The sequence below is a fragment of the Shewanella indica genome (genome assembly GCF_002836975.1).
Classification (GTDB): Bacteria; Pseudomonadota; Gammaproteobacteria; order Enterobacterales; family Shewanellaceae; genus Shewanella; species Shewanella indica.
This window is the reverse complement of the sequence record NZ_NIJK01000044.1, coordinates 15,874-40,005: the sequence shown is the minus strand read 5'-3', so window position 1 is coordinate 40,005 and position 24,132 is coordinate 15,874. Positions and strand designations below refer to the sequence as shown.

Here is a 24,132-nt window from a genome sequence, read left to right as displayed (position 1 = left end):
TGACAAACATCAGTTGAGTGAAGCAATGAGGGAGGATGGGGTTTTTCCATTTAATTTTAGGGATAATGTCGATGTCCGTGGCGCCAAAATTTCTATTTGTACCTGTCTCCTGTGAAGAGGGAATAGGTGAATATATGCGTTCCACCATAGTGGCCGACGAGATCATGCAGCGTTGGCCCGGAGCACAGATTGAATTTGTGCTTAACAGTCGCGCCCCCTACGCCAAGTATTGCTCCTATCCAACGCATCTGGTTGACGACACTCCCACCAAGCGAGTGAAAGAGGTGAACCAGTTGATCTCAGAGCTCAAGCCTGACCTGGTAATCTTTGATGCGGCTGGCCGTAAAGCACAGCTGAAACATGCTTATCGCAGTGGCGCCAAGGTGGTTTTTATCAGCCAGCACAAACGCAAACGTGCTCGAGGCATGAAGCTTGTTCGGGCATTGGTCACTGACAGTCATTGGGTAGTGCAGCCTGAGTTTGTGATTGGCGATATTAGTCGTTTCGATCGCTTCAAGTTAAACCTGATCAAACGGGCCGAGCCCATCTTTACCGGTCCTATCTTCGCAAGACCCGATAAAGTGTTGCAACAGCAGTTGCAGCAAGCATATAACTTAAAGCCAAAGGGATATCTCCTCTATAGCGCAGGTTCTGGCGGTCATTATGTCGACGCAACTCTTGCGGCTGAACGTTTTGCCCAAGTAGCGCAGGTCTGTTATCAAAAGATGGGGATACCCAGCGTCATGGTGTTTGGTCCTAATTATCCTAAAGCCCTGCCTAGGTTAGAGGGGGTGGTGAGCATAGAGCGGCTCTCCAGCATGGAGTTTATCAACCTGCTTGATGGCGCAGTGGGCGCTGTACTAAGCGGTGGTGATACCCTGTTGCAGGCGATAGCTCTTAAGGTGCCGACGTTGGCGGTGGCAGTTTCCAAGGATCAACCCAAGCGGATTGATAGCTGTGTGCAGCGGGGCTTAGCCATCAGCAGCGATATCGAGACAGATGCTATGTGTACTCAGGTACAGCGTCTGTTGGAACCACAAACCGTGGGGCAGTTAGTTGCCAATATGGATAAAGAGGGGGAGGCCAAGGGGCTGGATATCTGCATAATGGAGATTGCACGACTATTGGGGCTTGATTATGAGTAGTAAACGGATCGGCTTAGCTATAGACAGCCTCGCCGGTGGCGGTGCAGAGAAGATAGTCCTAACTCTGGCGACTGAACTGAAACGTTTGGGACACGAGCCGCATCTTTTGGTGCTGACCCCTCATTATGATTATGCAGTCCCTGAGGAAATTCCCTTGCATGTCTGCTTCGATGAAGGTGAGCGGCATATCATTGCCTGGTGGCGGTTGGGGCGCTCGGTTGCCAGGGTCAAGCAATGGTTCGATGAACTCGAACAGACTTATGGTGGTTTTGACCTTATTTTGTCTAATTTGGACAAGAGCAATTTATTGCTAACTCGTGCCGGTGTATCACCGCTCTATATTGTGGTGCATAACTCTATTGAAGAGGAGTTGAAGCGTGAGCGTAAACTCGGACTATTAGCTTACCTTACAATGCTCAGAACCAAGCTGGCACTAAACGGCCAGGCGTTGATCACAGTCTCCAAGGGGATCGCTCAGGAAATTCGCCAGAGCGGGCGAATTTCTCCTCGCAGTATGCGTACTATATATAACCCATTCGATATAGAAGCGATAAGGGCAAAAGCTGTAGAGGAACACCCGGATATTCCCAAAGGTGACTATCTGATCCATGTTGGTCGCGTCGCACGGCAAAAACGTCATGACATACTATTTCAGGCTCTTGCCAAGATGCATAAGCCTTTGCCGCTGGTGCTGCTTTGTAACAATCCCAAGAAGGCGATGAAACTGGCCAGAAAATACGGCGTGGCCGATCGTATCATCTGTCCCGGGTTTCAGGCCAACCCCTTTCCCTGGATAAAGGGTGCGAGTCTCTTGGTGCTCAGTTCCGATTATGAAGGCTTTGGTAATGTCCTGGTCGAGGGATTATTGTGCGGCACTCCTGTGATCAGTACCGACTGCCCCCATGGACCTGATGAGATTTTAACGGGTGAACTGGCTAAATATCTGGTTCCGAGACGGGATAGTAAGGCTTTAAGTCGGAAGTTGGAGCAAGCCTTGGAGTATTATCCGCCTTTTGCCGACAGTCAGATCCTTACGCAGGTGACCATCGACAAAATTGTTGCCGACTATCTGAGCCTCTGTGAGTCCTCTTAAGGGGAATGGAATAAAACTTCACCACTTTTACCACTTGCAGCCCAATTACTTAAGCTCTTGCTTGTTTAATCGTTTTACAAGCCCTGATATTAAAGCCTCGGTGTTGGTTGGCTAAATATAAAGCATTAATAAATAATGCATTATTAAGTTTTCCCTGCCCAGATTTATGTTCAACATATACTCAATTGTTGTTTAAAGGCTGAAATTTTTCTGTTTCACCATAGAAGTTTAGGATTTGCTTTTCCACTGCATTGGCGACTTGCTGAGGGGCAATAGAGCTTGCTTTACCTGTACCTTCAAGGATGATGCTATCCCCCAGTGGTTGCCAGAGCTTAAAGTCGCTGGCCATTAGGGTTACTTGAGGCTTCGACATGCATACAGCGAGATGAGCAGTAGCAGTATCGACGCTTATGCTCAGGTCGCAAAGACCTATGATAGCTGGAAGTTCAAAGAAATTATTTAGTGCAGTAAAGGTAGTGATCTGCTTTGGATTTAAATCTTTATCTGCTCTTATCTCTGCAGTGACAGATTCAAGCTTATCTGGCGGTGTATTGACTATGAATACCAGGTTGGCATATTTTGAATTAAGCAGCTGGATCAGTTGTTTTACTTGAGGCCAGGGGTAGTCTTTTTTCGTCGCCGTTGATAGGTGATTGATAAAAATAATGAGTTTATTTGAGTCACCCTGTGTAAGTGAGGTTATCACGGGTTGGACACTTGATTGATACTCTGGACTAATATAAATATCGAGTTGTTTACTGCCGTTAATGAGATCTGTGGTATCTAATCCTAGAAATTGATTAAAGCAATGACCATAGAAGTCTGTAACATGTGAGCTTTTTTTAGCTATGTCACGGTAGTTGAGAGTACCATCGAGTTTGCCAGCATAGATTTTACTGGTAAATAGATTTCTTAGGGTGTAGTTCATGGTGGCGACAACTATGGCTGTCGATGAGATCTGACGTGCAATCTTTGCAAATTGCTCGCTACGATTTTTCCCTACGAAAATGATGATATCGTAGTTTTTTTCTCGAGCTGTTTGGATTGCTGCTTGACGTTGATCCAAATTGCTCACAATAGGATAAACGTCGTCGAAATCCCCTATTGCATTTATCCATTCCGATAGAATTTTGTTGCGGCCTTTGGCCCAATCGTGGGGCTTACTGCGACAGTCGTCAAACCAGATATCGATACTAAGATGAGGGTATTTTGCTTTAAGGGCGCGTAACCAAACACCTTGGTAGACAAAATCACCAATAGCCAAGTGTGTCATGTACAAGACACGTTTAGCTTTCAGTATGCTTGAATGTTCAATTATGACAGACACAAGAATCTCTATTTTAGATAGTTGGTAAACTGTGTGAATTTTTTGTCAAGCTTAGGCGTTGCAAAAAGCCGCGCCAGAGCGCGTTGCCAGTTAAGATATAGCTTGGTTAATTTGCGTTGCTTCATCTTTTCAAGCCCCCCATGAGGGTTGATGTCCGATAGGCCCGTCAGATCGACTGAAACGCAGTATGGGATGAGTCCAAAAGGATAAATACCTAGCGTCCACCAGGATTTTAGGTGTCCATCAACTGGTTGTACCACATAAGGCATGTTTTTGATAAGTGCTTTAGCTCCTTTTTTACTCACTACCTGTGCTACAGCGCTAATTGGAAACTTATGATAACTAATAAATTTGTGCTTATGGTAAGTATAAGCATTCCTAATATTGCTCTGGCCACCCTTGCGTAGTGGATAAAGCTTAATGAAGTCCCATTCTTTTGTGGGTAGGTTTCGCATTAAGTCGACCACTTCTGAGAAATTGTCTTCTAGGTAGATGTCATCCTCAAGAATGAAGGCAAAATCCAAGTCATCATCGATAATTTTTTGCCATGCTTTTTTGTGGCTAAGACTGCAACCGACCTCTCCTTTACTTAGCGCCCTGTAATAGTTTTTTTGCACTAATTTGGCAGGAGAAACCTGTTCAATTTCTTCATCTGTTAGTAGGTTGCCATCAACGCCTTCTATGCGTTCGAAGGGGACTCCAACACGATTGAGTTGCTCGGTAATATGGGCCATCCGCTCTTTAGAGCGGGCTAGATTGATAACGAAAACCTTATACTTCATCATGAGTTTTAGCTATTTCCTTAAATGGTGACGAAGGCTTTGGCCAAGGCACTGATGATCGATCTCGGTAGCTTATAACGCTTATGTGCTTTGTCGATAAACAATTCCCAGCCGTCGCTTTTGATTTCTTTTAAAGTGTCAGCATCTATTTGGTTAGCAAAGATGTCGCAAAAGTCGTTTACAAATCTGACTTCACGTTTTAAGGAAGAGTTAGTATAGCCTCTACCAGCATAATGGATGAAGCTGGCTTGTTTATAATTATCTGCCCCTAAAACATCCATGCGGTTAAACTGTGAGGATATGCTCTTATTTTTGAGATTATCACGTTGTATCAGGTAGTTTACATAAGTTTGTTCATAGTACTTTATGTGATTACAAAGTTTCTGAAGATCAGATAATGAGGCAATATCAAATAATGGACATTGGCGTGAAATTAGCATGCAGCCTAAGTTATAGTAGACAGGGCGTCCATTTTCTTTGGGCCAGTCTTTTATTTCACCCATGATAGCAGAAATTTTGTCTATCACAGGTTGACGCTCTAGCAACTGTCCTTCATTAAATAGATAAATAGTATCCAGTTCATTATAAACTTCAAAAATGTTGTCAGCATCTGGAGTAATAATGATATCGGCATCCAGGTACAGTACCCTATCGTATTTTTTCAATAACTCCTTGATATATAACTTCTCTGTCCACGCAGGGCTGGCGGTATGTTTTGGATTTGTGATGGTGATTGGGTAATGGAGCTCCTTTGAAACGATAAGATCAGCACCGACTTTTTCGGCATATCTTTCGAAACTGAGTAACGCGGCACGGTACATGGGATTTTCATCACCAATAGCAAGCGTAAAAATAGCTGTTTTCAATTGATTGTCTTTCATTACAAATGGGCTCCTCAAGGCTTAATTACTGACCGATAAAGTGTTGCGCGGCCAGCCAGTCCAGATACTCGGGTACTCCTTGCTCGACTGTTTTAAAGGCCTGAGTATACCCAGCAGCCCTAAGTCGAGTGAGATCCGCCTGGGTATAGCTTTGATAGGCGCCTTTGAGCTTATCCGGGAAAGGAATATATTCGATTTCCCCCTTACCGTGATAAGCGATCACCGCATTGGCCACATCGTTGAAGCTCTGTGCTTGACCCGTACCACAGTTGTACACCCCTGAGACACTTGGATTTTGCCATAGCCAGAGGTTGACCTTGACTACATCTTCGACATACACGAAGTCTCTCAGTTGTTTGCCATCTTCGAAGCCGTCGTGGCCCTGAAACAGGCGGCAGATACCATTCGCCTTAATCTGATTGTTGAAGTGGAAAGCTACACTAGCCATGCCGCCCTTATGTTGTTCCCTTGGTCCATAAACGTTGAAGTAACGTAGTCCGGCCACTTGAGTCTTGAAGCTATGTTGCCTGACATATTGATCGAACAGGAACTTGGAGTAGGCATAGACGTTGAGCGGCTTTTCCAGCTCCCGCTGCTCGACAAACTTATCGCTGCCGCCGTAAACAGAGGCCGAGGATGCATAGATAAACTGGCTGCCGGTACGCTCACAGAAGTGGAGCAGAGTTTTGGAATACTCGTAGTTGTTAGCCATCATAAACTTGCCGTCCCACTCAGTGGTTGACGAACAGGCGCCTTGATGGAAGATTACTTCAACCTTGTTATCGAATTGTCCCTGGTTGATCTGTTCGATGAAGTCTGCTTTATCCAGATAATCGGCGATTTCACAGTCGGCGAGATTAAACATCTTGGTGCCGTCGGTCAGGTCATCTACGGCAATAATATCACTACGCCCTAAGTTATTGAGCGCTTTAACTAAGTTGCTACCAATAAAGCCTGCGGCACCTGTGACTACTATCATAAGTATTTTCCAATTCTCGTGTGACTCGTATAAATGTCGAGTCGCTAAATGTTATAAATCCGAGGTGAGTGGTTGGGGCTCACCATAAAAGGTATCTAGGAACTGAGCAATTTCCTGTGCCGCAGCGTCAAAATCGATTAGTGCCATATTTCGGCCAGTTTTTTTGCCTATCGGTGGAGTAAAGGCTAGACGCTTGTGGCTCTGGGTCAAAGTTTGCCAGCGAATTTTGGGCGCTGAACGCCTCCCCGCATAAAAGCCTACAGTCGGCACATCATGGAGCCCAGCGATATGTAATGGGCCTGTTGAACCTGCGATAAACATGTCGGCAGCGACCAGTGATTCGGCAAAGTCGGCAAGGCCGGCTAAAGGTTTGGCCATCACCACTTTGACTCCGTTAGCTTGTAAGTCTTTATTGATTATTTGCGCTAATGCTTCTTCGTCACCGTTAAAGGTGAGTACAAACTTACAGTCGATTTTAGTATTGGCGTTTATCTGTGTTAATAGGTAGGCAAAGTCCTTTGGGGCGAGCGCACCGGATGACCCACCTGTACCCGGATGAGCAAAGATCAACTTTTCACCTGAAGAATGTTCGTAATAGGCTTGCCATTTGTCTCGCACGGCTTGTTTATCCCAATATTGTTTGGGAAGCGCTGGGATACTGTATCCAAAATGATTAAGGAAGTGCTCTACCAGTAAGCAAGCACCACGCCAACAAGGCTCTCCCTTACGATATTGAACGTTGGCTCTGTGTTTATAGAGATATTGGTACCAGTTATGCTTAGGAGCGAGTTTATAGGCAACATCTATGTGGCGTAAGATTTTGTAGATACGGTATTCGGATTGAGAGATGAGAATGGCGTCATATTGCCTGGCGCTGATGGCTTCGCCAATCTCTTCATCGTTGCCGTTATCGACAATGACATGGTCAACATAAGGGCATACTTCAGCAAAAGGCTTTACGGCTGGAGAGACAAACATTTCAATACTGGCTTGCGGTAAAGCATGCCTGAGTAAATACAGTGCAGGCCACATGAGGACAAAGTCGCCAATTTTATCGTGTTTGATGACCAATACTCTTTTTAACATATGAAAAAATCAACTCATTGTAAAAACTTAAGTGATCCATTGATGTCTACATCCTCGTGAACATCAATGGATCACTCACGAAAAAAGGCGTGCCAGTATACCAATTTAAATTCCATAGATCTGTGTTTTCGTCTTTCATAACCAGGTTTCATGTCTGAAAGAATTGCATGGGTCGCCAAATGCCTTGAACTCAGACTCTTTGGGTACAACCGCTGTTAAGGATTAACCAAGCTGATTCGATGTCAATGGTTCAATCTAGGGAGAGAACTCGTTAAACTAGGCGCGATTACACCATCAATTTAGGGCACAGAGTCATGTACACGAAAGCCATCTATCCCGGAACATTCGACCCTGTCACCAATGGGCATGCGGATCTTATCCAACGTGCCGCTGCGCTATTTTCTCACTTGGTGATAGGTGTGGCAGCCAGTCCATCGAAGCAGCCTTGTTTTACTTTGGAAGAAAGGGTCGCCATGCTCAACAAGGTGACCTCACATCTGGATAATGTCGAGGTGGTTGGCTTTACCGGGCTACTGGTGGACTTTGCCAAAGAACAGGGTGCCAATGTGTTGGTGCGGGGGCTGCGCGCTGTGTCTGATTTCGAATATGAGTTCCAACTGGCCAATATGAATCGTCGGCTCCACCCTGAGCTGGAGAGTGTCTTTTTGACCCCTGCGGAAGAAAACTCGTTTATTTCATCGACCTTGGTCAAGGAAGTCGCGCTGCACGGGGGCGATGTCAGTCAATTTGTTCATCCGGATGTTGCCAAGGCCTTGGTTACCCGAATCAAAAAGCAAGGAAGTTAATTTCAATGAGAAGTTTTTTGTACAAAAGCTTGGTACTGGGCATTGGCCTGGGAATGAGTACTATGAGTCAAGCGGCGCCTTGGGTCGATAGTTCTGACATTTATTTAAGAGCCGATATACAAGCGCTGGCCGATGCCGGGGTAATCACGGTTCCAGTCAATACCTATCCCTTGATGTGGGCAGGTATCGGTGCCGACTTGGCCAAAGTTGAGCCGGCCACCCTGACCCCGGCGTTGACCGACGCCTTTTCCAGGGTGAATTTTTACTATCGTCAGGCGATAGACAGTCGCGGTAGTGCGGCCATCAAGGCAACGGCGGCAACCGATGCTGCCAGATTTCAACATTTTGGTTCTGACTATCGTGAGAAGGGACAACTGAGCGCCTCCTATGAATATGTCGGAGAACGTTTTGCCTTCAAGGTTGCAGGAACCGGGGCATATGATGCTCAGGATGATGAGAACGCTCGTCCGGATGATTCCTACATGGCTGTGGTATTGGGCAATTGGATAGTGACCGCAGGCGCTGTGCAGCAGTGGTGGGGACCAGGATTTGATTCGGCCTTGCATAAATCAAATAATGCCAGGCCCATGCCGTCTGTGATGCTCAGTCGCAACAATGCCGCTGGCTTTGAAACCCCTTGGCTATCCTGGATTGGTCCCTGGACCTTGACTACTGGTATTAGTTGGATGAACGACGACAGGGCCATCGAAGATACCCTGCTGTGGAATATGCGTGGCAGTGTCAGACCCTTCAAACAGTTGGAAATAGGCCTTTCCTGGACCACGCAATTCTGTGGTGAGGGACAGGATTGCGGTTTTGGTTCATTCTGGGATGCTATTTCAGGAGGTACAGAGTGTGCCGATGGAGATCCCAACTGTGACCCTTCCATGCAGTCCAAGATAGGCAACCAGATGGCGGGCTTCGATATTCGTTATGCCGACACTCTGTTTAACGTGCCTTTCGGCCTTTATCTGGAGCGCACCTGTGAAGACTCCAGCGGTTCGGCGCCATGGCAGATTGCCGACTGTGCCGTGTTGGTGGGCGCTGATACCCGCTTCAACCTGGCGCAGCAACAATATAAGCTGTTCTTTGAGTATACGGATACAATGGTAGCCTGTGGTAGCGACCCTAATGTGTTTAACTGTTTCTATGAACATAGCACTTACCTGAGTGGTTCACGTTACTATCAACGTTCTTTGGGATCCACCTATGACAGCGATGCCAAGGTTTATGTGTTGGGTTTGGTTGGGCAATTTGCCGACAGTCACGGCATCAACGCTTACCTGCGTTATGCTCAACTCAATAAAGACGGCAAGTCTCTTTCTCATGGTTGGGCACCTCAGCCTGCCAAGGAAGACCTATTGATGTTGGAGCTCAGCTATCGAATGCCCTGGTTGAAGGGGATGATGACTTTTGGGGGAACTGCTTCCCGTTCAGAATTCGATACTGATAACGATACAGATGCCAGCCTATTTGGCAGTTACGAATACAGATTCTGAGAAATAACACCTTCCCTAAGCCGGCTTAGCCGGCTTTTTTATGTCTGTAATTAAAATGTTATCAGCATTGGTTTTAATGGTTGCGTAAAAAGCGGCGTTGACATAATTTAACCTTAAGAAACGACTTCTATGCTGCAGTTCAAGCCTATGGAACATAGGCTTGAACTGTTTTTAGGTCAGTATCCCGGGAGCTTATTTTTGATTTCAGTCGTAATACCCGCCAAAGACGAAGCCGGCAATATAGGCCCTCTCATTAATGAAATCTGTCAGGCCTTGGCAAGTACAACTCCATTTGAAATTCTGGTTGTGGACGATGGCAGCAGCGATAACACTGCCAACGAAGTGTTACAAACCGCAGAGCAAAATGGCTGTGATGCCAGAGTTATTCGTCATAAACGCAGTACAGGTCAGAGCACGGCTATCTGCACGGGAGTGCGCGAGGCCAAGGGGGAATATATAGTGACCCTGGACGCCGATGGGCAGAATGATCCTGCAGATATCCCCGCCATGATCCGGCTTATCCCGCAAATGAACAGTGCTGATTTTTGTATCGCAGGTTATCGAAAGCACCGTAAAGACACGGCTTGGAAACGCTTTCAATCCCGTTTTGCCAACCGGGTACGCGATGCTTTGTTGCACGATGGCGTTCCGGATACCGGCTGTGGCCTTAAACTGTTTCCACGAGCCAGTTTTCTGAAACTTCCCTATTTCAACCATATGCACAGGTATATTCCGGCGCTTATCCGCCGTATGGGGGGAGATGTGCGTATTTCCGTGGTTAATCACAGAGATAGACAAGCCGGTATTTCAAAATATACTGCCTGGAATCGACTCTGGGTGGGAATCGTCGATATCTTGGGGGTGATGTGGTTGATCCGCCGGGCCAAAATTGCCGAGATAGACAGCATTGAACACAGCCGCCGGGATTAAGTTGAAGCGTTTGCTAAAGACACTGTTGTTGCTCTCTGTTTTGCTTGGGCTGATGTTGGCCGTTCAGGCCGGCTGGTTTGAGCATCTCACCGACAGCAACTGGGTCGCCAACTTTATTCAGCGCCAAGGGAGTGGTGGACTGGCGTTACTGTTTGCTGTGGGCACCCTGTTTACTGCCGTGGGGGGGCCGAGACAGATCATTGCCTTTGTTTTCGGCTTCGCGCTTGGGGGGGCTGTTGGCGCCCTGTTTTCTACCTTTGCCGCCTTGGCGGGTTGCCTTCTCAGCTTTTACTGTGCCCGTTTGACGGTACGCGAATTCTTGCAAAAACGTTTTGGTATACGGCTGCAACGTTTTGAACGGATGATCATCCATCGCACCTGGCTCAAAGTATTAATGATTAGGCTGTTACCTGTGGGCAGCAACCTGTTGACTAATCTTTTCGCCGGGGCAACCCGGGTTCCTGTCGGCGGTTTTTTGCTTGGCAGTTTCATTGGTTATTTACCGCAGATGCTGATCTTTGCCTATGCCGGGGCCGGCTTGGGCTTGTCTGATCAGTATCAACTCGGCATCAGCCTGGTGCTATTGCTGCTTTCCAGCTTTATAGGAACTTACCTTTACCGCAATCGCCTGAGTCGTCAGGTGGATGATTTGGTCACAGACAAACAGGAGCTTTGATGAATTGGCTGCGTAGCTACTTTGACAGTGATAGTTACACCAGGGTGTTTTGGGCATTGTTCTGGCTGACCCTGTTTATTATGTTGCTGGGAATTGGATTCCGCTCTCCCTGGCCTGCTGACGAACCCAGATTTGTCGAAGTCGCCAGAGAAATGGTCAGTAGCGGTCAGTGGTTGTTTCCCAGTCGCGGCGGCGAATTTTATCCTGATAAACCGCCGGTTTTCATGTGGGCCATAGCACTTTGCTACGCCTTGATTGGTGACCTCAAGCTGGCTTTCTTGCTGCCCAATGCTCTGTGTGGTTTGTTGACCGTGATGCTGGTCTACGATCTGGGCGCCAGACTTTGGAATGTTCGCACTGGCCGCAATGCTGCTCTGCTGCTGCTATTGGTGCCGCAATTTTTGATGCAGGCCAAGAATGCCCAGATAGATGCCATGGTGATGTGCTGGATTACTTTAGGGTGTTATGGCCTCTTGCGCCATTTCCTCAAAGGGCCGAGTTGGGGCTGGTATTTCGCCGCCTGGGGCTTTATGGGTTTGGGGGTTATCACCAAGGGGGTTGGCTTTCTGCCTCTGCTGTTGCTGTTGCCGTTGGCATTTTACAGCTGGCAACGAGGCTTATGGCGAGAGAGCTGGCGCTGGCGGGCGCTATTGGGGCCGGTCGCCATGTTGGCCGTAATTGCGCTCTGGTTGGTTCCCATGATACTGACGGTTCAAGCATCCGCGAGCCCGGATCACCTGGCTTACATGAACAATATTTTGTTTAAGCAAACGGGTGAACGTTACGTCAACGCCTGGGATCATATCAAACCTTGGTATTTCTTTGTTTTCAGTGTCATTCCTTGGCTCTGGTTCCCTCTGCCTTTATTGGCATTGGCTTACGGAAAGCGCCTCTGGGCGGCCATTAAGGCAGACCCAGGCATTGCCGTCTTGCTGTTATGGGTCTTGTTGGTGGTGGTGTTTTTCAGTATCAGCCCAGGTAAGCGCAATCTCTATATTTTACCGGCACTGCCGATGGCCGCGCTGGCCATTGCGGCTGCATTGCAGGGAGCACAGTTGAGTCTGTGGTTTGAGCGCTTGGTGTCCGCCCTGTTGTGGTTGTTGGGGGGCTTGCTGCTGACTCTTGGGGTGCTGGCATTGCTGCATCATCCCAAGTTGCTTGAGAGGTTGGCGGACTATACCGATGATCTCACAGGTATCGGCTACCTGTTTATGGTGCTGGGTTCCTCCTGGCTAATTTTGATTTGGTGGCTAAGGAAGCAGCCTTCGCTGTTCAGGGCCGGCGCTGTAACTATTCTGGGATGGCTCCTGGTCAGCACCTGGGGTTATCTGTTACTCGATGAAATACGTACTCCCAAGGCTTTGATGCAACATACTGCCGAGGTGATAGGTGAGGAAGCTGAGCTTGGATTAATCCGCTTCAAGGAGCAGTTTATTCTGTTTTCTCCCATAAGTATTACCCATTTTAGCTATCTGGCATCCACTGCCGAGCAGGAGCGCCGGGCCTGGCAGTGGCTGCAACAAGGTAAACAACGCTATCTCCTGGTTCCCGGTTGGGTAACCCTTGAATGCTTTGATTTGAGTAAGGGGCAGAATATGGGCTCGGCCCACAGGCAAGATTGGTATTTACTGTCGGCATCGGCGAGTCTGCCCGAATGTCAGTCGCCCAAGACTATGGTCAGTTACTACACCCCGCATCCGGGGCAGTGGATGCGGGAATAGCCTTGGGTCAGCGCGTCTGGCACAGGCTGCAAAACACTGTGCTGCGCTGTCCCAGGCGTATTTCGGATAATAGATGGCCACATTGGGTGCAGGTTTCCCCTCCGCGGCCATAGACATGCAGCTTTTGGGCAAAGTAACCCGGTTTACCTTCGGCATTGGTGAAATCTTTCAGTGTGGTACCGCCCTGTTTGATGGCCTGAGCCAGGATCAGCTTTATCTCGGCGACCAGCACTGTCAGCCGCTCTTTATCCACTTTACCGGCATCGGCCTGCGGGTGGATCCCGGCGGCAAACAGGGCTTCGTTGGCATAGATATTACCGACACCCACCACAATGGCATTGTCCATCAGACAAAGTTTTATCGCCTTCTTCTTGCCCTTGAGTGCCGCGTGCAGTTGCTCGACATTGAAGGCATCCGTTAAGGGTTCGGGGCCCAGTTTGGCCAGTAGTGGATGAGCCGTTTCCGGCAACTCGCACCAGAGCCAGGCACCGAATCTGCGCGGGTCGTTGAACCTCAGCACCCGGCCGTTTTCCAGCTCCAAATCTATATGGTCGTGTTTCTCCGCCGGTGTGCTACGGGGCAAAATTCGCAGGCTGCCGGACATCCCCAGATGCACTATGCAGGTACCGGCATCTGTATCCAGCAGCAGGTATTTGGCGCGGCGGCGCACGGCTCTGATGGTCTGTCCTATGATATTGCGGGCCGTTTCAGGTACCGGCCAACGCAGTGAAGGATTCCGAACGATAAGGTTACTGACGGTCTGATCAACAAGATACGGCGCAACCCCGAGGCGGGTCACTTCCACTTCCGGCAATTCTGGCATAAGGCTCTCTGCTCTATCAGCTTGTGGATACACTCAGCAGAGGTACAACACCACTTCTGAGGCTGGGGGGAATAAGATACCAGTTCCCGGCGGCAGATTTAAGCAGTCCTTGATGGGGATAAAACAGCCAAAGTTGTGGCTCGGCAGCGCCGCTGACTTTCAGCAGCAACTCTTGTGGCCGCTCATCTTGGGTGAGTTCAGGCTTGCTGGCCAATGGTGATACCCGAATACTGAGCCAGGCTTGACTCCAGTCGGCGCAATTGAGCACCTTGGGGTCACACTGCCATTGGCCAGTGGCGGCCTGTGCCAACCAGATCCCGTTCAGTTGCAGCTGTTGCAGTTCAGTATGGCTGTCAAACAGCTCGCGGGTATCGGGCACCGAGTTCATGCGTTTATCCAGCAAGGTCAGTACCGACACCATCAAAATGGAGGCCAGAATAATGATGTTATTCCACTGTTTGCGGGTCAGTGCCATGGGCAAAAATAGTTTGATTGAGGTCGAATCGCCAGTGTAGCACGGTGGCAGGTATCAGCCACCCGTGCTGTTCATAAACCTCAGGATCTGCACCTGATTGGGATCGTCGAAGTGATGCTCCTTGGGCTTGCGCTGAATCGCCTCTAAGATAGCTTGCTTCAACACGTCTATGTCACCTGGATGGCTGCGGATGATCTGCTTCAGATCCAGCGAGTGTTCATTCCCCAGGCACAGCAGCAAGCGGCCTTCGGCCGTGACTCTGACCCGGTTGCACTCATGGCAAAAGTTATGGCTGTGGGGTGAAATAAAACCTATATGGATAGGGCTGTCGGTCATGCTGTAGTAACGTGCCGGGCCGCCGGTACGCTTGGATGACAGGCTCAAGGGCCAGCGTTGATTGATAATTTCCCTGACATCACTGCTGCTCATGTGTCTTGGCAGAGAACGCTCTTCCATCACACCCAGAGGCATCTCTTCGATAAAGGCGATATCCAGCTGCTTTTGACGGCAATACTCCAGCAGATCGATAATTTCGTTTTCGTTGCGTCCCTTGAGGATCACGGCGTTGATCTTGATCCTGTCAAAGCCGGCCGCCTTGGCGGCATCTATGCCCTTGAGCACTCGCTCCAGCTTGCCGTTGCGGGTCAGGGTGGTGAAGAGTTCGCTCTTTAGGGTATCCAGGCTGATATTGAGGCGGTTCAAGCCGGCGGCTTTCAGCGCCGGAGCCAGTTTGGCCAGCCTGGAGCCGTTGCTGGTCATGGAAAGATCTTTGAGCCCGGGTAATGCCGCGAGCTGCGCCACCAAACGGTCGCAATCGCTGCGTACCAAGGGTTCGCCGCCGGTGAGGCGTATCTTGCTGACGCCAAGCTCGGTAAAGGCGCGGCCGATAAAAGCCAGTTCCTCCAGGCTCAATACCTGTTCCCGCGCTAGAAAACAGGGATCTTCACTCATGCAATAGATGCAGCGAAAATCACACCTGTCGGTAATGGAGAGGCGCAGATACTCTATTTTGCGGCCAAAGCCGTCACTCAGGCTGTTCAAGGGCAGCCTCAGAGCAGGTCTGCAAACGGGTGTACATAGACGGTTTCACCCGCCTCTATGCGTTCATCGGCCTCACCTATAATCACCAAGCAGTTGGCCTTGACCATGGAGCTGAGCATGCCTGAGCCCTGGGCACCGGTCGTGCGTACGTGCAATTGGCCGTCATCTCCCAGGGTCATGATGCCGCGGCTAAACTCGGTGCGGCCGCTGCGGCTGCGCATGGCTTCATCGGCAATCGCCGGCAATAGTCTTGGTTGCCCGCTTGGTTCACCGGCCAGTTTACGCAATGCAGGTTGAACAAACATCAGGAAAGAGACCATCACGGCCACAGGGTTGCCGGGCAAGCCGAAGAACAATGTTTGGTCTATCTTACCGAATGCCAATGGGCGTCCCGGGCGCATATTGATACGCCAGAAGTTGATTTCTCCCAGCTTGGCCAGCACTGTCTTGATATAATCGGCATTGCCGACAGACACCCCGCCCGAGCTGATGATCACATCGGCCTGAGTCGCCGCCTGGCTCAATGTTTGGCTTAGAACCGCTTCTGAGTCTTCGATGATCCCCAAGTCCAGCACTTCACAGCCCAGACGCTTGGCCATCGCCTTGATGGTATAGCGGTTGGAGTCGTAGATGCAGTTGGCCTTCAGCTCAGTGCCGGGTTGGCTGACTTCATCGCCGGTGGAGAATACGGCAATTCTGGGGCGGCGTTTGAGGGGCATCTCAAACAGTCCCAGCGAAGCCAGTAGGCCTTGCTCGGCAGCGCCCAAACGTGTACCACCACTTAGGGCAACGGCGCCTTGGGCTATATCTTCACCCGCCAGACGCACGTGCTGGCCGCGGTAGATTTTGCCACTGAAGCTGACCTTGCCATCAGTTTCAGTGGCAAGCTCTCTGGGTTGAATGGTATCTGCACCCAGAGGAACCGGCGCACCTGTCATAATTCGTACCGCTTCACCCGGCTGCAACTGGCCAGAATATTGATGACCGGCCAGCACTTCTCCTTTCAGCTCAAAGGGTTGTGACATGTTGTCTTGAAACGCGAAGGCGTAACCATCCATTGCCGAGTTGGTCTGCTGTGGCACATTCACAGGTGATATTGCATCCTGGGCCAGAATACGATTGTCGGCCTCATCGAGCGTCAACAGCTCTGTCTCTGTGACGGGTTTGACTTGCTCCAGGATATGGTCAATGCCTTGACGTACCGACAGATTCTGTTCACTGCCGAGCTCACAGGCGCTTAAGGGCAGGGCTCTTGCTGAAGAGGGCTTGGATTCGGGGCGATAATCGCGAACATACTGCTGCACAAAGTCAGCGATTTGCGCCACATTGTTGAGATCCAGGCGGCGGATCTCCCCCGGCAGCTTGGTTTCGTCACAGCAGGCTATTGCGAGGATATTGGGATCCTCGGTATGGATAAAGGGTTTGCCGTGGGCGGCTCGGTGTAATTCAATCTTGGGCAGCGCCAGTTTCTTGAAGCCTTCCACCAACACCAGATCGGCCTTGTCCTGTTCCAGTTGGCCGAGTAGATGCAGCAGGTCCGGATCTCTGTCCAGCGGATCTTCTGTCATCAAGGCCCAACGTACATGGGAGGCCACCAACATCTGTCTGGCACCGGCTTTGCGCATCTCATAGCTGTCTTTACCCGGCTCATCGATATCAAAGTTGTGATGGGCATGTTTGATCACTGCCAGTCTCAAACCACGACGATTCAGTTCAGGGATCAACTGCTTCAGCAGCGTGGTCTTGCCTGTGCCGCTATAGGCACAGAAGCCCAACACGGGAATGGACAGGGGATTGGTAAAGACAGTGCTCATAAAAACCTCTTAAGCTTGGGATATTTCCGCCGCGAGTTGTTGTTTTTGTTCGTTGGTGTTGACGTTAATAAAGGCGTTGGGTTGATCGGCGAATGATTCAACCACTACCGGGTGCTCACTGTACCAGAGATCAATACGGCGCCTGCCTGAATCGAGAAACGCCTGCATCGAATCTCTCACCGTCGGTTTGAGCAGCATAACCACTGGCTGCTCCCGCTCGCCGTCGGATGCCACGGCGAGATCCGCTTCTGATGCCAATAGTTTTTGCGCCATGCGCTCAACCAGGTCTTTGGGCAGCAAAGGGCAGTCGCAGGGCACCACTAACAGCAGATCGGCGTCTGTTTTGTCCAGGGCGCTGATCATCCCTGCCAACGGCCCGGGATAGCCCTGTTCCAGGTCGGCAATGACTGGAAAACCGAACTCAGCATAACGTGTTTGATTGCGGTTGGCGTTGATCAGGATCTGATTCACCTGAGGTTTTACCCTGTCGATAACATGGGCAATCATGGGACGCCCCAGCAGATCTACCAGTCCTTTGTCTTCTCCGCCCATACGCCTGGCCATGCCTCCGGCGAGTATTACCGCATCAATGCGCTGCGACATAGTTCTCCTCCTGCAGTTCTTCCGTGGCCAGTCTCAAATTGGCTGAGGTTGTCAGTTGTTGTGATTCTATATGCCAATGTTGGTGACAAAGTGCTGTCAGCTCTGAGTGCTGGTGGCTACTGATCAGCAGCCCAGTACCTTGTTGCTTTAATTCGGCAATCATAGCAAAAACGGTTTGCTGCGATGCCCTGTCCATATTGGATATGGGCTCATCGAGCATGAGTAACTTGGGTTTCAACAGCCAGGCTCTGGCCAGTGCCAGCCGTTGCCGTTCGCCGCCGGATAACGTTGAGGCGTTAGTCTTGAGCAGTTTCCCCAATTGGGCATTTTCTATCGCGCTTTGCATCCTAGTGCGCTGCTCGGCTTTATCCAGGCTGCTGTATTTCTGCGCCAGTTGCAGATTGTAGCTGACACTGCCTTCAAATAGGTATGGGTGCTGATGCAGGTAAATAGCCTTGCCGAGCAAGGTATCACCTCGCCACCAGGGCGCAGCTGGAAATCCTTGGGTATAGATGGTACCGGCGCTGGGCTTGAGTAAGCCGGCCAGCAGCTTCATCAGAGTGGTTTTACCGCAGCCATTGTCACCTTGCAGATAGATGACTTCGCCCTGGCAAAACTCCAGTTGCCGGGCGCGAAATAACAGGCGTTCACCAAAACGCATCTCAAGATCTTGGGCTATCAGCTTTATCATCAAGCGTCCTAATGACTTCTGGGATTGGCCCTGCCGCGCAGAGTACCCAGAGCAAAATTCAGTATCAGTGCCAGCACCAGCAGCACCAAGCCAAGGGCTATGGCCTGGGCGAAGTCCCCTTTACTGGTTTCCAGCGAAATCGCGGTGGGTATGTTACGGGTAACATGGGCTATATTGCCACCAACCATCATGGAACAGCCGACTTCGGTAATGATACGGGAAAACGCGGCGATAATCGCCAGTAACAGCGGTACTCTCAGCTCGCGGCAAACCACCCAGATAGCCGAGCTCCAACTGGCACCCAGGGTGCGGCTGGTTTCCCAGGCGCGGCGGTCGACACTGGTGAAGGCGGCATGGCTCATGGCTATCAGTACCGGGGCGCAGATCATCATCTGCCCGAGGATCATCCCCTTTTGGGTAAAGAGCCAGCGCAGGTCGCCCAGGGCACCGTTACGGGTCAGTAGTAGATAAGCCAACAGGCCAACCACCACAGTGGGAATGGATTGCAGGGTTTGCACCAGGTTGGTTACCAGCCAGCGACCGGGAAACTGAACAAACGCCAGGGCGAACCCCAGTATCATGGACGGCAGCAAGGTGATCAGCAGTGCCGCGAAAGATACCGAGAAAGAGACGGAGATAATAGACCAGACTTCGGGGTCTCTGGAAAACAGCAGGCCGAGGGCCTGCTGTATAAGGGCTAACCAGCCTTCACTCATTTGCCGTAAGTTGCCTTGAACAGTTGTTCACCTTGAACTTTATAGCTGTTGATCATGCTTTGTGCTTCTTTGCTAATCAACCAATCACTGAAGGCACGTGCACCTTTGTGATTCAGATCAGGGTATTTGGCAGGGTTGATCAGGATAACCTGATAAGGGTTGGCCAGAGTGGCGCCGCCGTCGAAGTCGATACTCAGGTCCAGTTTGGCTTTGTAAGCCACGAAAGTACCACGGTCAGACAGGGTGTAACCTTGCAGTTCATTAGCCATCAGCAGGGTTTTACCCATGCCTTGACCTACAGAAGTATAGCCTTTGAAGTCTGGAGTCACGTTGGCGGCTTTCCAGATCAACAGTTCTTTCTTGTGAGTACCTGAGTCATCACCACGGGATACGAAAGGTACGCCTGACTTGGCGATTTTGGCGAAGGCTTCTTCGGCATTCTTGCTGTCACGAGCCTTGGCAGGGTCGTTCTTTGGGCCTAGGACAACAAAGTCGTTTTCCATGATACCGCGAGGTTCAACACCGAAACCGTCGGCAACGAACTTGGCTTCTGCGCCAGGAGCGTGAGTCATCACCAGATCCACGTCACCTTGGGTACCCAGTTTCAGGGCTTTACCTGTACCTGTGGCGATCACCTGTACCTTGTAACCTGATTCAGATTCGAATTTTGGCAGCAGGTAACCCAGCAGACCTGAGTTTTCAGTACTTGTGGTGGTGGCCAGCTTGATGGTTTCCTGAGCGGAAGCCGGGGCAGAGATCATCAGGCCTGCCGCAATGGCAAGACCCAGCAGTTGTTTCAAGTTCAACATTATTGCTCCTTGGCATGATTTTATAAGTGTGCCGAACCCATAAGCCAGCGGGCCACGGCCTTGTACTCGCACCCAATAAAGCAATTTGGGTGCCAAAGATGAATGTCAGCTATAAACCGATATTGAGGGATCCAATATGTGAACTGGATCCCAAGCTTGGTAAATAAGTGTCAGACAAATTGTCCCAATCGGCTTTTTCGCTGGTTCATAGTGACCAATTTTTACCGTATCAATGATAGAATCTATTTCAATTGAGTCAAAATGTCCTGAAGCCGACAATATGAGCCAGATAGAAAAGCCACTTAAGTCTAAGCCAATGCCTTCTGCCGTGTCCGTGTTGATCGTCGACGACGAGCCCGGTATGCGCAGTTTCCTCAACAAAGCGCTGGCAAAGAAATTTGCCCTGGTAGAAACCGCCGCCAGCATAGAAGAAGCTGAACAACTGCGAAGCCGTTGTCACTTCGATCTGCTGATTGTGGATATACGTCTGCCCGGCCGCTCAGGTATTGAGTGGCGTGAGGCGCTGGATGATCAAGAGCGGCGTTCCGACATCATCTTTATGACGGGCTATGCCGATATGGAAGTGGCTATTCAGGCACTTAGGGCCGGCGCTTCCGACTTCATCATGAAGCCCTTTCATCTTGAGCAGATGATGAAGGCGGTCGATCGCTGCATCGAGCGGCGCTTATTGAAGCGGGAAAACCTGATGCTGCGCCGGGAAGTGTCCAGCGGCTACTCCTCCACCATCATAGGCAACAGTGATGCCATGATGGAGGTCAAGCGGGTGATTGAGCGAGTGGCACCGACCAATGCCGTAGTGCTTATCGAAGGCGAGTCCGGCACGGGCAAGGAGCTGGTGGCCAGGCAACTTCACCTGCTCAGTGGTCGTCAGGGCCCCTTTGTACCGGTTAACTGCGGCGCCATTGCCCCAGAGTTGCTGGAAAGTGAACTCTTTGGTCATACTGCAGGTTCCTTTACCGGCGCCAAGGGCAATAGGGAAGGCTTATTTAGTTTTGCCTCCGGCGGCACCATCTTCCTCGATGAGATCGGGGAAATGCCGCTGAAAATGCAGACGGCCTTACTGCGGGTGCTGGAACAAAAAGCGATTCGTCCGGTTGGCAGCGAGAAAGAAGTCAATATTGATGTTCGGGTGATAGCGGCAACCAACCGTAAACTGGCCGAAGAGGTTGAAGCCGGGCATTTTCGCCGCGATCTCTTTTACCGTCTCAATGTGCTCGACATAGTGATCCCGCCATTGCGGGAAAGGCCGGATGATGTGGTGGAATTGACCCATCATTTTACCCGTCAGTTGGCCGCAGAGCTCGGGGTGAAAGAGGTGGTCTGGAGCCATGAGGACCTGCTCAAACTGCAGCAACATCAGTGGCCGGGGAATATCCGCGAATTGCGTAACATGATAGAGCGCTGCATTCTGCTCGGTAAGCCACCGGCGGAATACTGGAAAGAACAGCCCAAGGCCGAACTGAATGCTCAGCCTGGCTATCCCCACGACTGGGCGCTCAAGGATGTGGAGAAAGACCATGTCACCGCCGTGGTTGACTCCCACGGAGGCAACAAGTCGGCGGCAGCCCGGGTGCTGGGAGTGTCTCGCAAGACACTGGATCGTAAATACAAAGAGTGGTTTGACTGCGAGTCGGAGGTCTGAGCTTGTCACTGTTCAAACGGCTCTTTGGCCTGAGCTGGCAGCAGCTACAGGCAAAGGTGCGTTATCGCATTCTGATCCTGACTCTGTTGCCCATCTTGCTGACACTGGTGAGCCTGGTGTTTATCACCATTTACTGGAACATCAGCTATACAGGCAAACAGCTGTTTATGAAGGTCAAAGCAGACCTGACCGTGGCCAATAACACCTTGGATGCCGTGCAGGAGCGCCAGGAAAAACAGCTGGAACATGTGATGCAGTCCTTCGATTTCCAGACCCACTTTCGCTCGATACTCGAAGGTAAACAGCTGAAGCAGAAAGAGCTCAATGTTTTTCTGGATCAGCAACGCAAAGCATTGGATCTCGATTTTTTGCGTCTGGTTAGAATCGCCGATGCGGCGGCCGATCCGGACTTGCGGCAGATGCTGCCCTTGGTTCAGGGACAAAGCGCCTATTCCGGGTTGATGGTACTCTCCAGCTCGCGGCTGGCGCGAATCGATCCCGAGTTGGCCGAACGTGCCAAGATCCCGGTGAAAATGACCTTGAGGGCACAAAATCCCGATAGGGAAGTTGAAGAGCGGGGTATGCTCAGCCGCAGCCTGCTGCCGGTAGCCGATGAAAACGGCAAGATCGGTTGGTATCTGGATGGTGGGATCCTGTTTAACCGCAACACTCGCATCGTCGATCATATTCGCGATCTGGTCTATGACAAGGGCACACTGCCGGAACGTTCCATAGGCACTGTGACCATCTTCCTCGACAATATCCGTATCAGCACCAATGTGCCTCTGCATTTCTTCCCCAAAGAAGATGAGAATCGCGGCCGGGCATTGGGCACACTGGTGTCGGAGGAGGTACGTCAGCAGGTGTTGGTCAAAGGCCAACTCTGGGTTGATAGAGCCTTTGTTTACAATGACTGGTTTATCTCGGCCTATGCGCCGTTGACCGATATCCGCGGTCAACGGATAGGCATGATCTATTCCGGGTTTTCCGAGTCGCCTTTTATCCACAACTATCTGCTTAATATCATAGAGTTGGGCACCATTTTGATGTTGGTGTTGCTGGTTTCCGGACTTTTGGTTTATCGCGGCGCTTACAGTTTATTGCAACCGATTGAACGAATTCATCAAGTGGTTAAAGCGGTGCAGTCCGGGCGTAACCTGCGCATTGGTGAGCTGGGACTGGATAGAGACAATGAGCTGGCCAACCTGGCAGAGCAGTTTGACCGTATGCTCGATTTGTTGCAGCGCCGCAATGCGCAAATTCAAGCGGCAGCCGAGCAATTGGAGATGAAGGTCGAGGAACGTACCCGTAGCCTGCAGGAAAAAACCGAAGAGTTGCAGCGCAACGTACAATTGCTGAACGAAACCCGTCAGCAGTTGGTGACCAATGAAAAACTGACCGCCCTAGGGGAATTGACCGCTGGGATTGCCCATGAGATCAATAATCCGACCGCCGTAATCCTCGGTAATATGGAACTGCTGCGGGTGGAGCTTGGTGACAACGCTGAGGTCGTTGAGGAGGAAATAGACCTCATCATCCAGCAGGTAGGCCGTATCAGTACAATTATTCGCAGCTTGCTGCAGTACAGTCGTCCCGGTGAATTCAATGCGCCGCTGGAGATGCATCAAATCACACCTATTATTGAAGAGATGCAGCTGCTGGTGCGTCACTCATTGGGTAAGCAGGAAGTGGTGTTGTTGCCTGAGCTGAACGCCAGTTATCCGGTGCAGGTGAATCGTCCACAATTACTGCAGGTGTTGATCAATCTGGTGGTCAACGCCGCTCATGCTATGGATGGCAAGGGGCGGATCTGGATCCGCACCTATGACTGGGTGGAGCAGGATGAACCTGTGGGGATCAAGATAGAGATTGAAGATGAAGGTTCAGGGATCCCGCAGGAGCAGTTGAGCCGGATATTCGATCCTTTCTATACCACCCGTAAGGATGGTACCGGGCTGGGCTTGTCGCTGAGCTACGGTATTATCAAACGTATTGGCGGCACCATAGAGGTCAGCTCGACTCTGGGTAAGGGGACGCAGTTTACTGTCAGTATTTACCATATGGCCAAAGAGGATCAGTCAGGCCCCTATGATGGTTTGCTGTTCGGGTAGGTTATAGGCTTGGCGTGCAAACAAAAAAAGAGCCGGGTAATTAACCCGGCCACAAAGAGTGTGTGAGCAATGTCGTGCTTTGCAAACTCAGGAACACCATAACTCTCAGCGGGTACTGCGGGCCTAAAGCTAAGGATGAGTTTTGGAACGCAAGTTAACAATAATCATTCTCATTTATGTTTGCAACTGTTTTTTGCCCTTTCAAGATAAAATCTTTCCGGCCTAATTGTTCTCATCTTGGGTTTTTATCAAAAATATTTGATTAGTAAGTGGTTTTTTGATGCGTTTGAATCTAAATCACTGGTCGAAAATCATTGGCAGTTTTGCTGCTAAATCCAGATTGCAGCCCCTTTCTTGGTGCCTGATTCTCCCAATATTGGTTTGTAGCGAAGGGCATCAAACTTTTGAAACAGCAGTGAGAGGGAAAAATAGTTAGTGGGGATAAGGGGCATAAAGCTTCG

22 protein-coding genes are annotated in these 24,132 nt (G+C 50.2%); 9 read left to right on the top strand and 13 right to left on the bottom strand.

Features of this window, described 5'->3' with window-relative positions:
- Positions 1-71: 71 nt before the first annotated feature.
- Complete coding sequence (locus CX650_RS14810; RefSeq protein WP_101096242.1) at positions 72-1,145, top strand: glycosyltransferase family 9 protein; 1,074 nt, start codon at positions 72-74, stop codon at positions 1,143-1,145.
- On the top strand, positions 1,138-2,238 hold the full coding sequence (locus tag CX650_RS14805; RefSeq protein ID WP_101096241.1) for a glycosyltransferase: 1,101 nt from the start codon (positions 1,138-1,140) through the stop codon (positions 2,236-2,238). Before CX650_RS14810 ends, CX650_RS14805 begins: the two co-directional genes overlap by 8 nt.
- A gap of 181 nt (positions 2,239-2,419) precedes the next feature.
- Here CX650_RS14805 and CX650_RS14800 read toward each other — a convergent pair whose 3' ends face one another.
- The 5 genes from CX650_RS14800 to CX650_RS14780 are packed head-to-tail and all read right to left on the bottom strand — an operon-like array spanning position 2,420 to position 7,293.
- Positions 2,420-3,565 (bottom strand): glycosyltransferase family 9 protein, encoded by a 1,146-nt coding sequence (locus tag CX650_RS14800; protein ID WP_101096240.1) that lies wholly within the window; start codon positions 3,563-3,565, stop codon positions 2,420-2,422.
- Positions 3,566-3,573: 8 nt separating this feature from the next.
- Positions 3,574-4,350, bottom strand: a complete 777-nt coding sequence (locus tag CX650_RS14795; protein WP_052248225.1) for a glycosyltransferase family 25 protein — start codon at positions 4,348-4,350, stop codon at positions 3,574-3,576.
- 17 nt (positions 4,351-4,367) lie between these two features.
- On the bottom strand, positions 4,368-5,228 hold the full coding sequence (locus tag CX650_RS14790; protein ID WP_226684949.1) for a glycosyltransferase: 861 nt from the start codon (positions 5,226-5,228) through the stop codon (positions 4,368-4,370).
- Between the two features lie 25 nt (positions 5,229-5,253).
- On the bottom strand, positions 5,254-6,207 hold the full coding sequence (gene rfaD, locus CX650_RS14785; protein ID WP_101096239.1) for an ADP-glyceromanno-heptose 6-epimerase: 954 nt from the start codon (positions 6,205-6,207) through the stop codon (positions 5,254-5,256).
- 51 nt (positions 6,208-6,258) lie between these two features.
- Positions 6,259-7,293, bottom strand: coding sequence for a glycosyltransferase family 9 protein (locus CX650_RS14780; RefSeq protein WP_039035408.1), 1,035 nt, complete (start codon positions 7,291-7,293; stop codon positions 6,259-6,261).
- A gap of 314 nt (positions 7,294-7,607) precedes the next feature.
- Here CX650_RS14780 and coaD point away from each other — a divergent pair, with 314 nt between their 5' ends.
- From coaD to CX650_RS14755, 5 genes are all read left to right on the top strand, one after another.
- Positions 7,608-8,099 (top strand): pantetheine-phosphate adenylyltransferase, encoded by a 492-nt coding sequence (coaD, locus tag CX650_RS14775; RefSeq protein ID WP_101096238.1) that lies wholly within the window; start codon positions 7,608-7,610, stop codon positions 8,097-8,099.
- A gap of 5 nt (positions 8,100-8,104) precedes the next feature.
- A complete protein-coding gene (locus CX650_RS14770; RefSeq protein ID WP_101096237.1) occupies positions 8,105-9,598 on the top strand; it encodes a capsule assembly Wzi family protein in 1,494 nt (497 codons plus the stop codon).
- A 198-nt stretch (positions 9,599-9,796) separates the two neighbouring features.
- Positions 9,797-10,528: a glycosyltransferase family 2 protein gene (locus CX650_RS14765; protein ID WP_101096319.1), complete on the top strand. Its 732-nt coding sequence runs from the start codon at positions 9,797-9,799 to the stop codon at positions 10,526-10,528.
- 1 nt (position 10,529) lies between these two features.
- On the top strand, positions 10,530-11,204 hold the full coding sequence (locus CX650_RS14760; RefSeq protein WP_071475709.1) for a TVP38/TMEM64 family protein: 675 nt from the start codon (positions 10,530-10,532) through the stop codon (positions 11,202-11,204).
- Entirely contained in the window at positions 11,204-12,925 is a 1,722-nt protein-coding gene (locus CX650_RS14755) for an ArnT family glycosyltransferase (RefSeq protein WP_101096236.1), read from the top strand. Before CX650_RS14760 ends, CX650_RS14755 begins: the two co-directional genes overlap by 1 nt.
- 7 nt (positions 12,926-12,932) lie before the next feature.
- On the opposite strand, the gene mutM is transcribed toward CX650_RS14755, so the two are convergent.
- The 8 genes from mutM to CX650_RS14715 are packed head-to-tail and all read right to left on the bottom strand — an operon-like array spanning position 12,933 to position 19,897.
- A complete protein-coding gene (gene mutM, locus CX650_RS14750; RefSeq protein WP_101096235.1) occupies positions 12,933-13,748 on the bottom strand; it encodes a bifunctional DNA-formamidopyrimidine glycosylase/DNA-(apurinic or apyrimidinic site) lyase in 816 nt (271 codons plus the stop codon).
- A gap of 16 nt (positions 13,749-13,764) precedes the next feature.
- Positions 13,765-14,223 carry a hypothetical protein gene (locus CX650_RS14745; RefSeq protein ID WP_101096234.1) on the bottom strand — a complete coding sequence of 153 codons (459 nt, stop codon included), beginning with the start codon at positions 14,221-14,223 and terminating at the stop codon, positions 13,765-13,767.
- 54 nt (positions 14,224-14,277) lie between these two features.
- On the bottom strand, positions 14,278-15,264 hold the full coding sequence (gene moaA, locus CX650_RS14740) for a GTP 3',8-cyclase MoaA (protein ID WP_101096233.1): 987 nt from the start codon (positions 15,262-15,264) through the stop codon (positions 14,278-14,280).
- Positions 15,265-15,272: 8 nt separating this feature from the next.
- Complete coding sequence (locus CX650_RS14735) at positions 15,273-17,078, bottom strand: bifunctional molybdopterin-guanine dinucleotide biosynthesis adaptor protein MobB/molybdopterin molybdotransferase MoeA (RefSeq protein ID WP_039035400.1); 1,806 nt, start codon at positions 17,076-17,078, stop codon at positions 15,273-15,275.
- A gap of 9 nt (positions 17,079-17,087) precedes the next feature.
- On the bottom strand, positions 17,088-17,681 hold the full coding sequence (gene mobA / locus CX650_RS14730) for a molybdenum cofactor guanylyltransferase MobA (RefSeq protein WP_039035399.1): 594 nt from the start codon (positions 17,679-17,681) through the stop codon (positions 17,088-17,090).
- The gene (locus CX650_RS14725; RefSeq protein ID WP_039035398.1) at positions 17,665-18,372 is read right to left on the bottom strand and encodes an ABC transporter ATP-binding protein; all 708 of its coding nucleotides are present in this window, start codon (positions 18,370-18,372) and stop codon (positions 17,665-17,667) included. Before CX650_RS14725 ends, mobA begins: the two co-directional genes overlap by 17 nt.
- Before the next feature lie 8 nt (positions 18,373-18,380).
- Positions 18,381-19,088 (bottom strand): ABC transporter permease, encoded by a 708-nt coding sequence (locus CX650_RS14720; protein WP_039035397.1) that lies wholly within the window; start codon positions 19,086-19,088, stop codon positions 18,381-18,383.
- Complete coding sequence (locus CX650_RS14715) at positions 19,085-19,897, bottom strand: ABC transporter substrate-binding protein (protein ID WP_039035396.1); 813 nt, start codon at positions 19,895-19,897, stop codon at positions 19,085-19,087. The genes CX650_RS14720 and CX650_RS14715 overlap by 4 nt, the downstream gene beginning before the upstream one ends.
- A gap of 280 nt (positions 19,898-20,177) precedes the next feature.
- Between CX650_RS14715 and CX650_RS14710 the strand changes: the two genes are divergently transcribed.
- Both CX650_RS14710 and CX650_RS14705 read left to right on the top strand, forming a co-directional pair.
- Complete coding sequence (locus tag CX650_RS14710; protein ID WP_039035395.1) at positions 20,178-21,560, top strand: sigma-54-dependent transcriptional regulator; 1,383 nt, start codon at positions 20,178-20,180, stop codon at positions 21,558-21,560.
- A 2-nt stretch (positions 21,561-21,562) separates the two neighbouring features.
- Positions 21,563-23,671 carry a sensor histidine kinase gene (locus CX650_RS14705; RefSeq protein ID WP_101096232.1) on the top strand — a complete coding sequence of 703 codons (2,109 nt, stop codon included), beginning with the start codon at positions 21,563-21,565 and terminating at the stop codon, positions 23,669-23,671.
- Positions 23,672-24,132: the final 461 nt, after the last annotated feature.

Bases quoted from the DNA above. Each gene is read 5' to 3' on its own strand.
- CX650_RS14780 (WP_039035408.1), bottom strand. From the start codon at position 7,293: ATGTTAAAAAGAGTATTGGTCATCAAACACGATAAAATTGGCGACTTT.
- CX650_RS14735 (WP_039035400.1), bottom strand. From the start codon at position 17,078: ATGAGCACTGTCTTTACCAATCCCCTGTCCATTCCCGTGTTGGGCTTC.
- CX650_RS14720 (WP_039035397.1), bottom strand. From the start codon at position 19,088: ATGAGTGAAGGCTGGTTAGCCCTTATACAGCAGGCCCTCGGCCTGCTG.
- CX650_RS14755 (WP_101096236.1), top strand. From the start codon at position 11,204: ATGAATTGGCTGCGTAGCTACTTTGACAGTGATAGTTACACCAGGGTG.
- CX650_RS14710 (WP_039035395.1), top strand. From the start codon at position 20,178: ATGAGCCAGATAGAAAAGCCACTTAAGTCTAAGCCAATGCCTTCTGCC.
- CX650_RS14770 (WP_101096237.1), top strand. From the start codon at position 8,105: ATGAGAAGTTTTTTGTACAAAAGCTTGGTACTGGGCATTGGCCTGGGA.
- mutM (WP_101096235.1), bottom strand. From the start codon at position 13,748: ATGCCAGAATTGCCGGAAGTGGAAGTGACCCGCCTCGGGGTTGCGCCG.
- CX650_RS14745 (WP_101096234.1), bottom strand. From the start codon at position 14,223: ATGGCACTGACCCGCAAACAGTGGAATAACATCATTATTCTGGCCTCC.
- CX650_RS14790 (WP_226684949.1), bottom strand. From the start codon at position 5,228: ATGAAAGACAATCAATTGAAAACAGCTATTTTTACGCTTGCTATTGGT.
- CX650_RS14725 (WP_039035398.1), bottom strand. From the start codon at position 18,372: ATGATAAAGCTGATAGCCCAAGATCTTGAGATGCGTTTTGGTGAACGC.
- rfaD (WP_101096239.1), bottom strand. From the start codon at position 6,207: ATGATAGTAGTCACAGGTGCCGCAGGCTTTATTGGTAGCAACTTAGTT.
- mobA (WP_039035399.1), bottom strand. From the start codon at position 17,681: ATGTCGCAGCGCATTGATGCGGTAATACTCGCCGGAGGCATGGCCAGG.
- CX650_RS14805 (WP_101096241.1), top strand. From the start codon at position 1,138: ATGAGTAGTAAACGGATCGGCTTAGCTATAGACAGCCTCGCCGGTGGC.
- coaD (WP_101096238.1), top strand. From the start codon at position 7,608: ATGTACACGAAAGCCATCTATCCCGGAACATTCGACCCTGTCACCAAT.
- CX650_RS14795 (WP_052248225.1), bottom strand. From the start codon at position 4,350: ATGATGAAGTATAAGGTTTTCGTTATCAATCTAGCCCGCTCTAAAGAG.
- CX650_RS14715 (WP_039035396.1), bottom strand. From the start codon at position 19,897: ATGTTGAACTTGAAACAACTGCTGGGTCTTGCCATTGCGGCAGGCCTG.
- CX650_RS14810 (WP_101096242.1), top strand. From the start codon at position 72: ATGTCCGTGGCGCCAAAATTTCTATTTGTACCTGTCTCCTGTGAAGAG.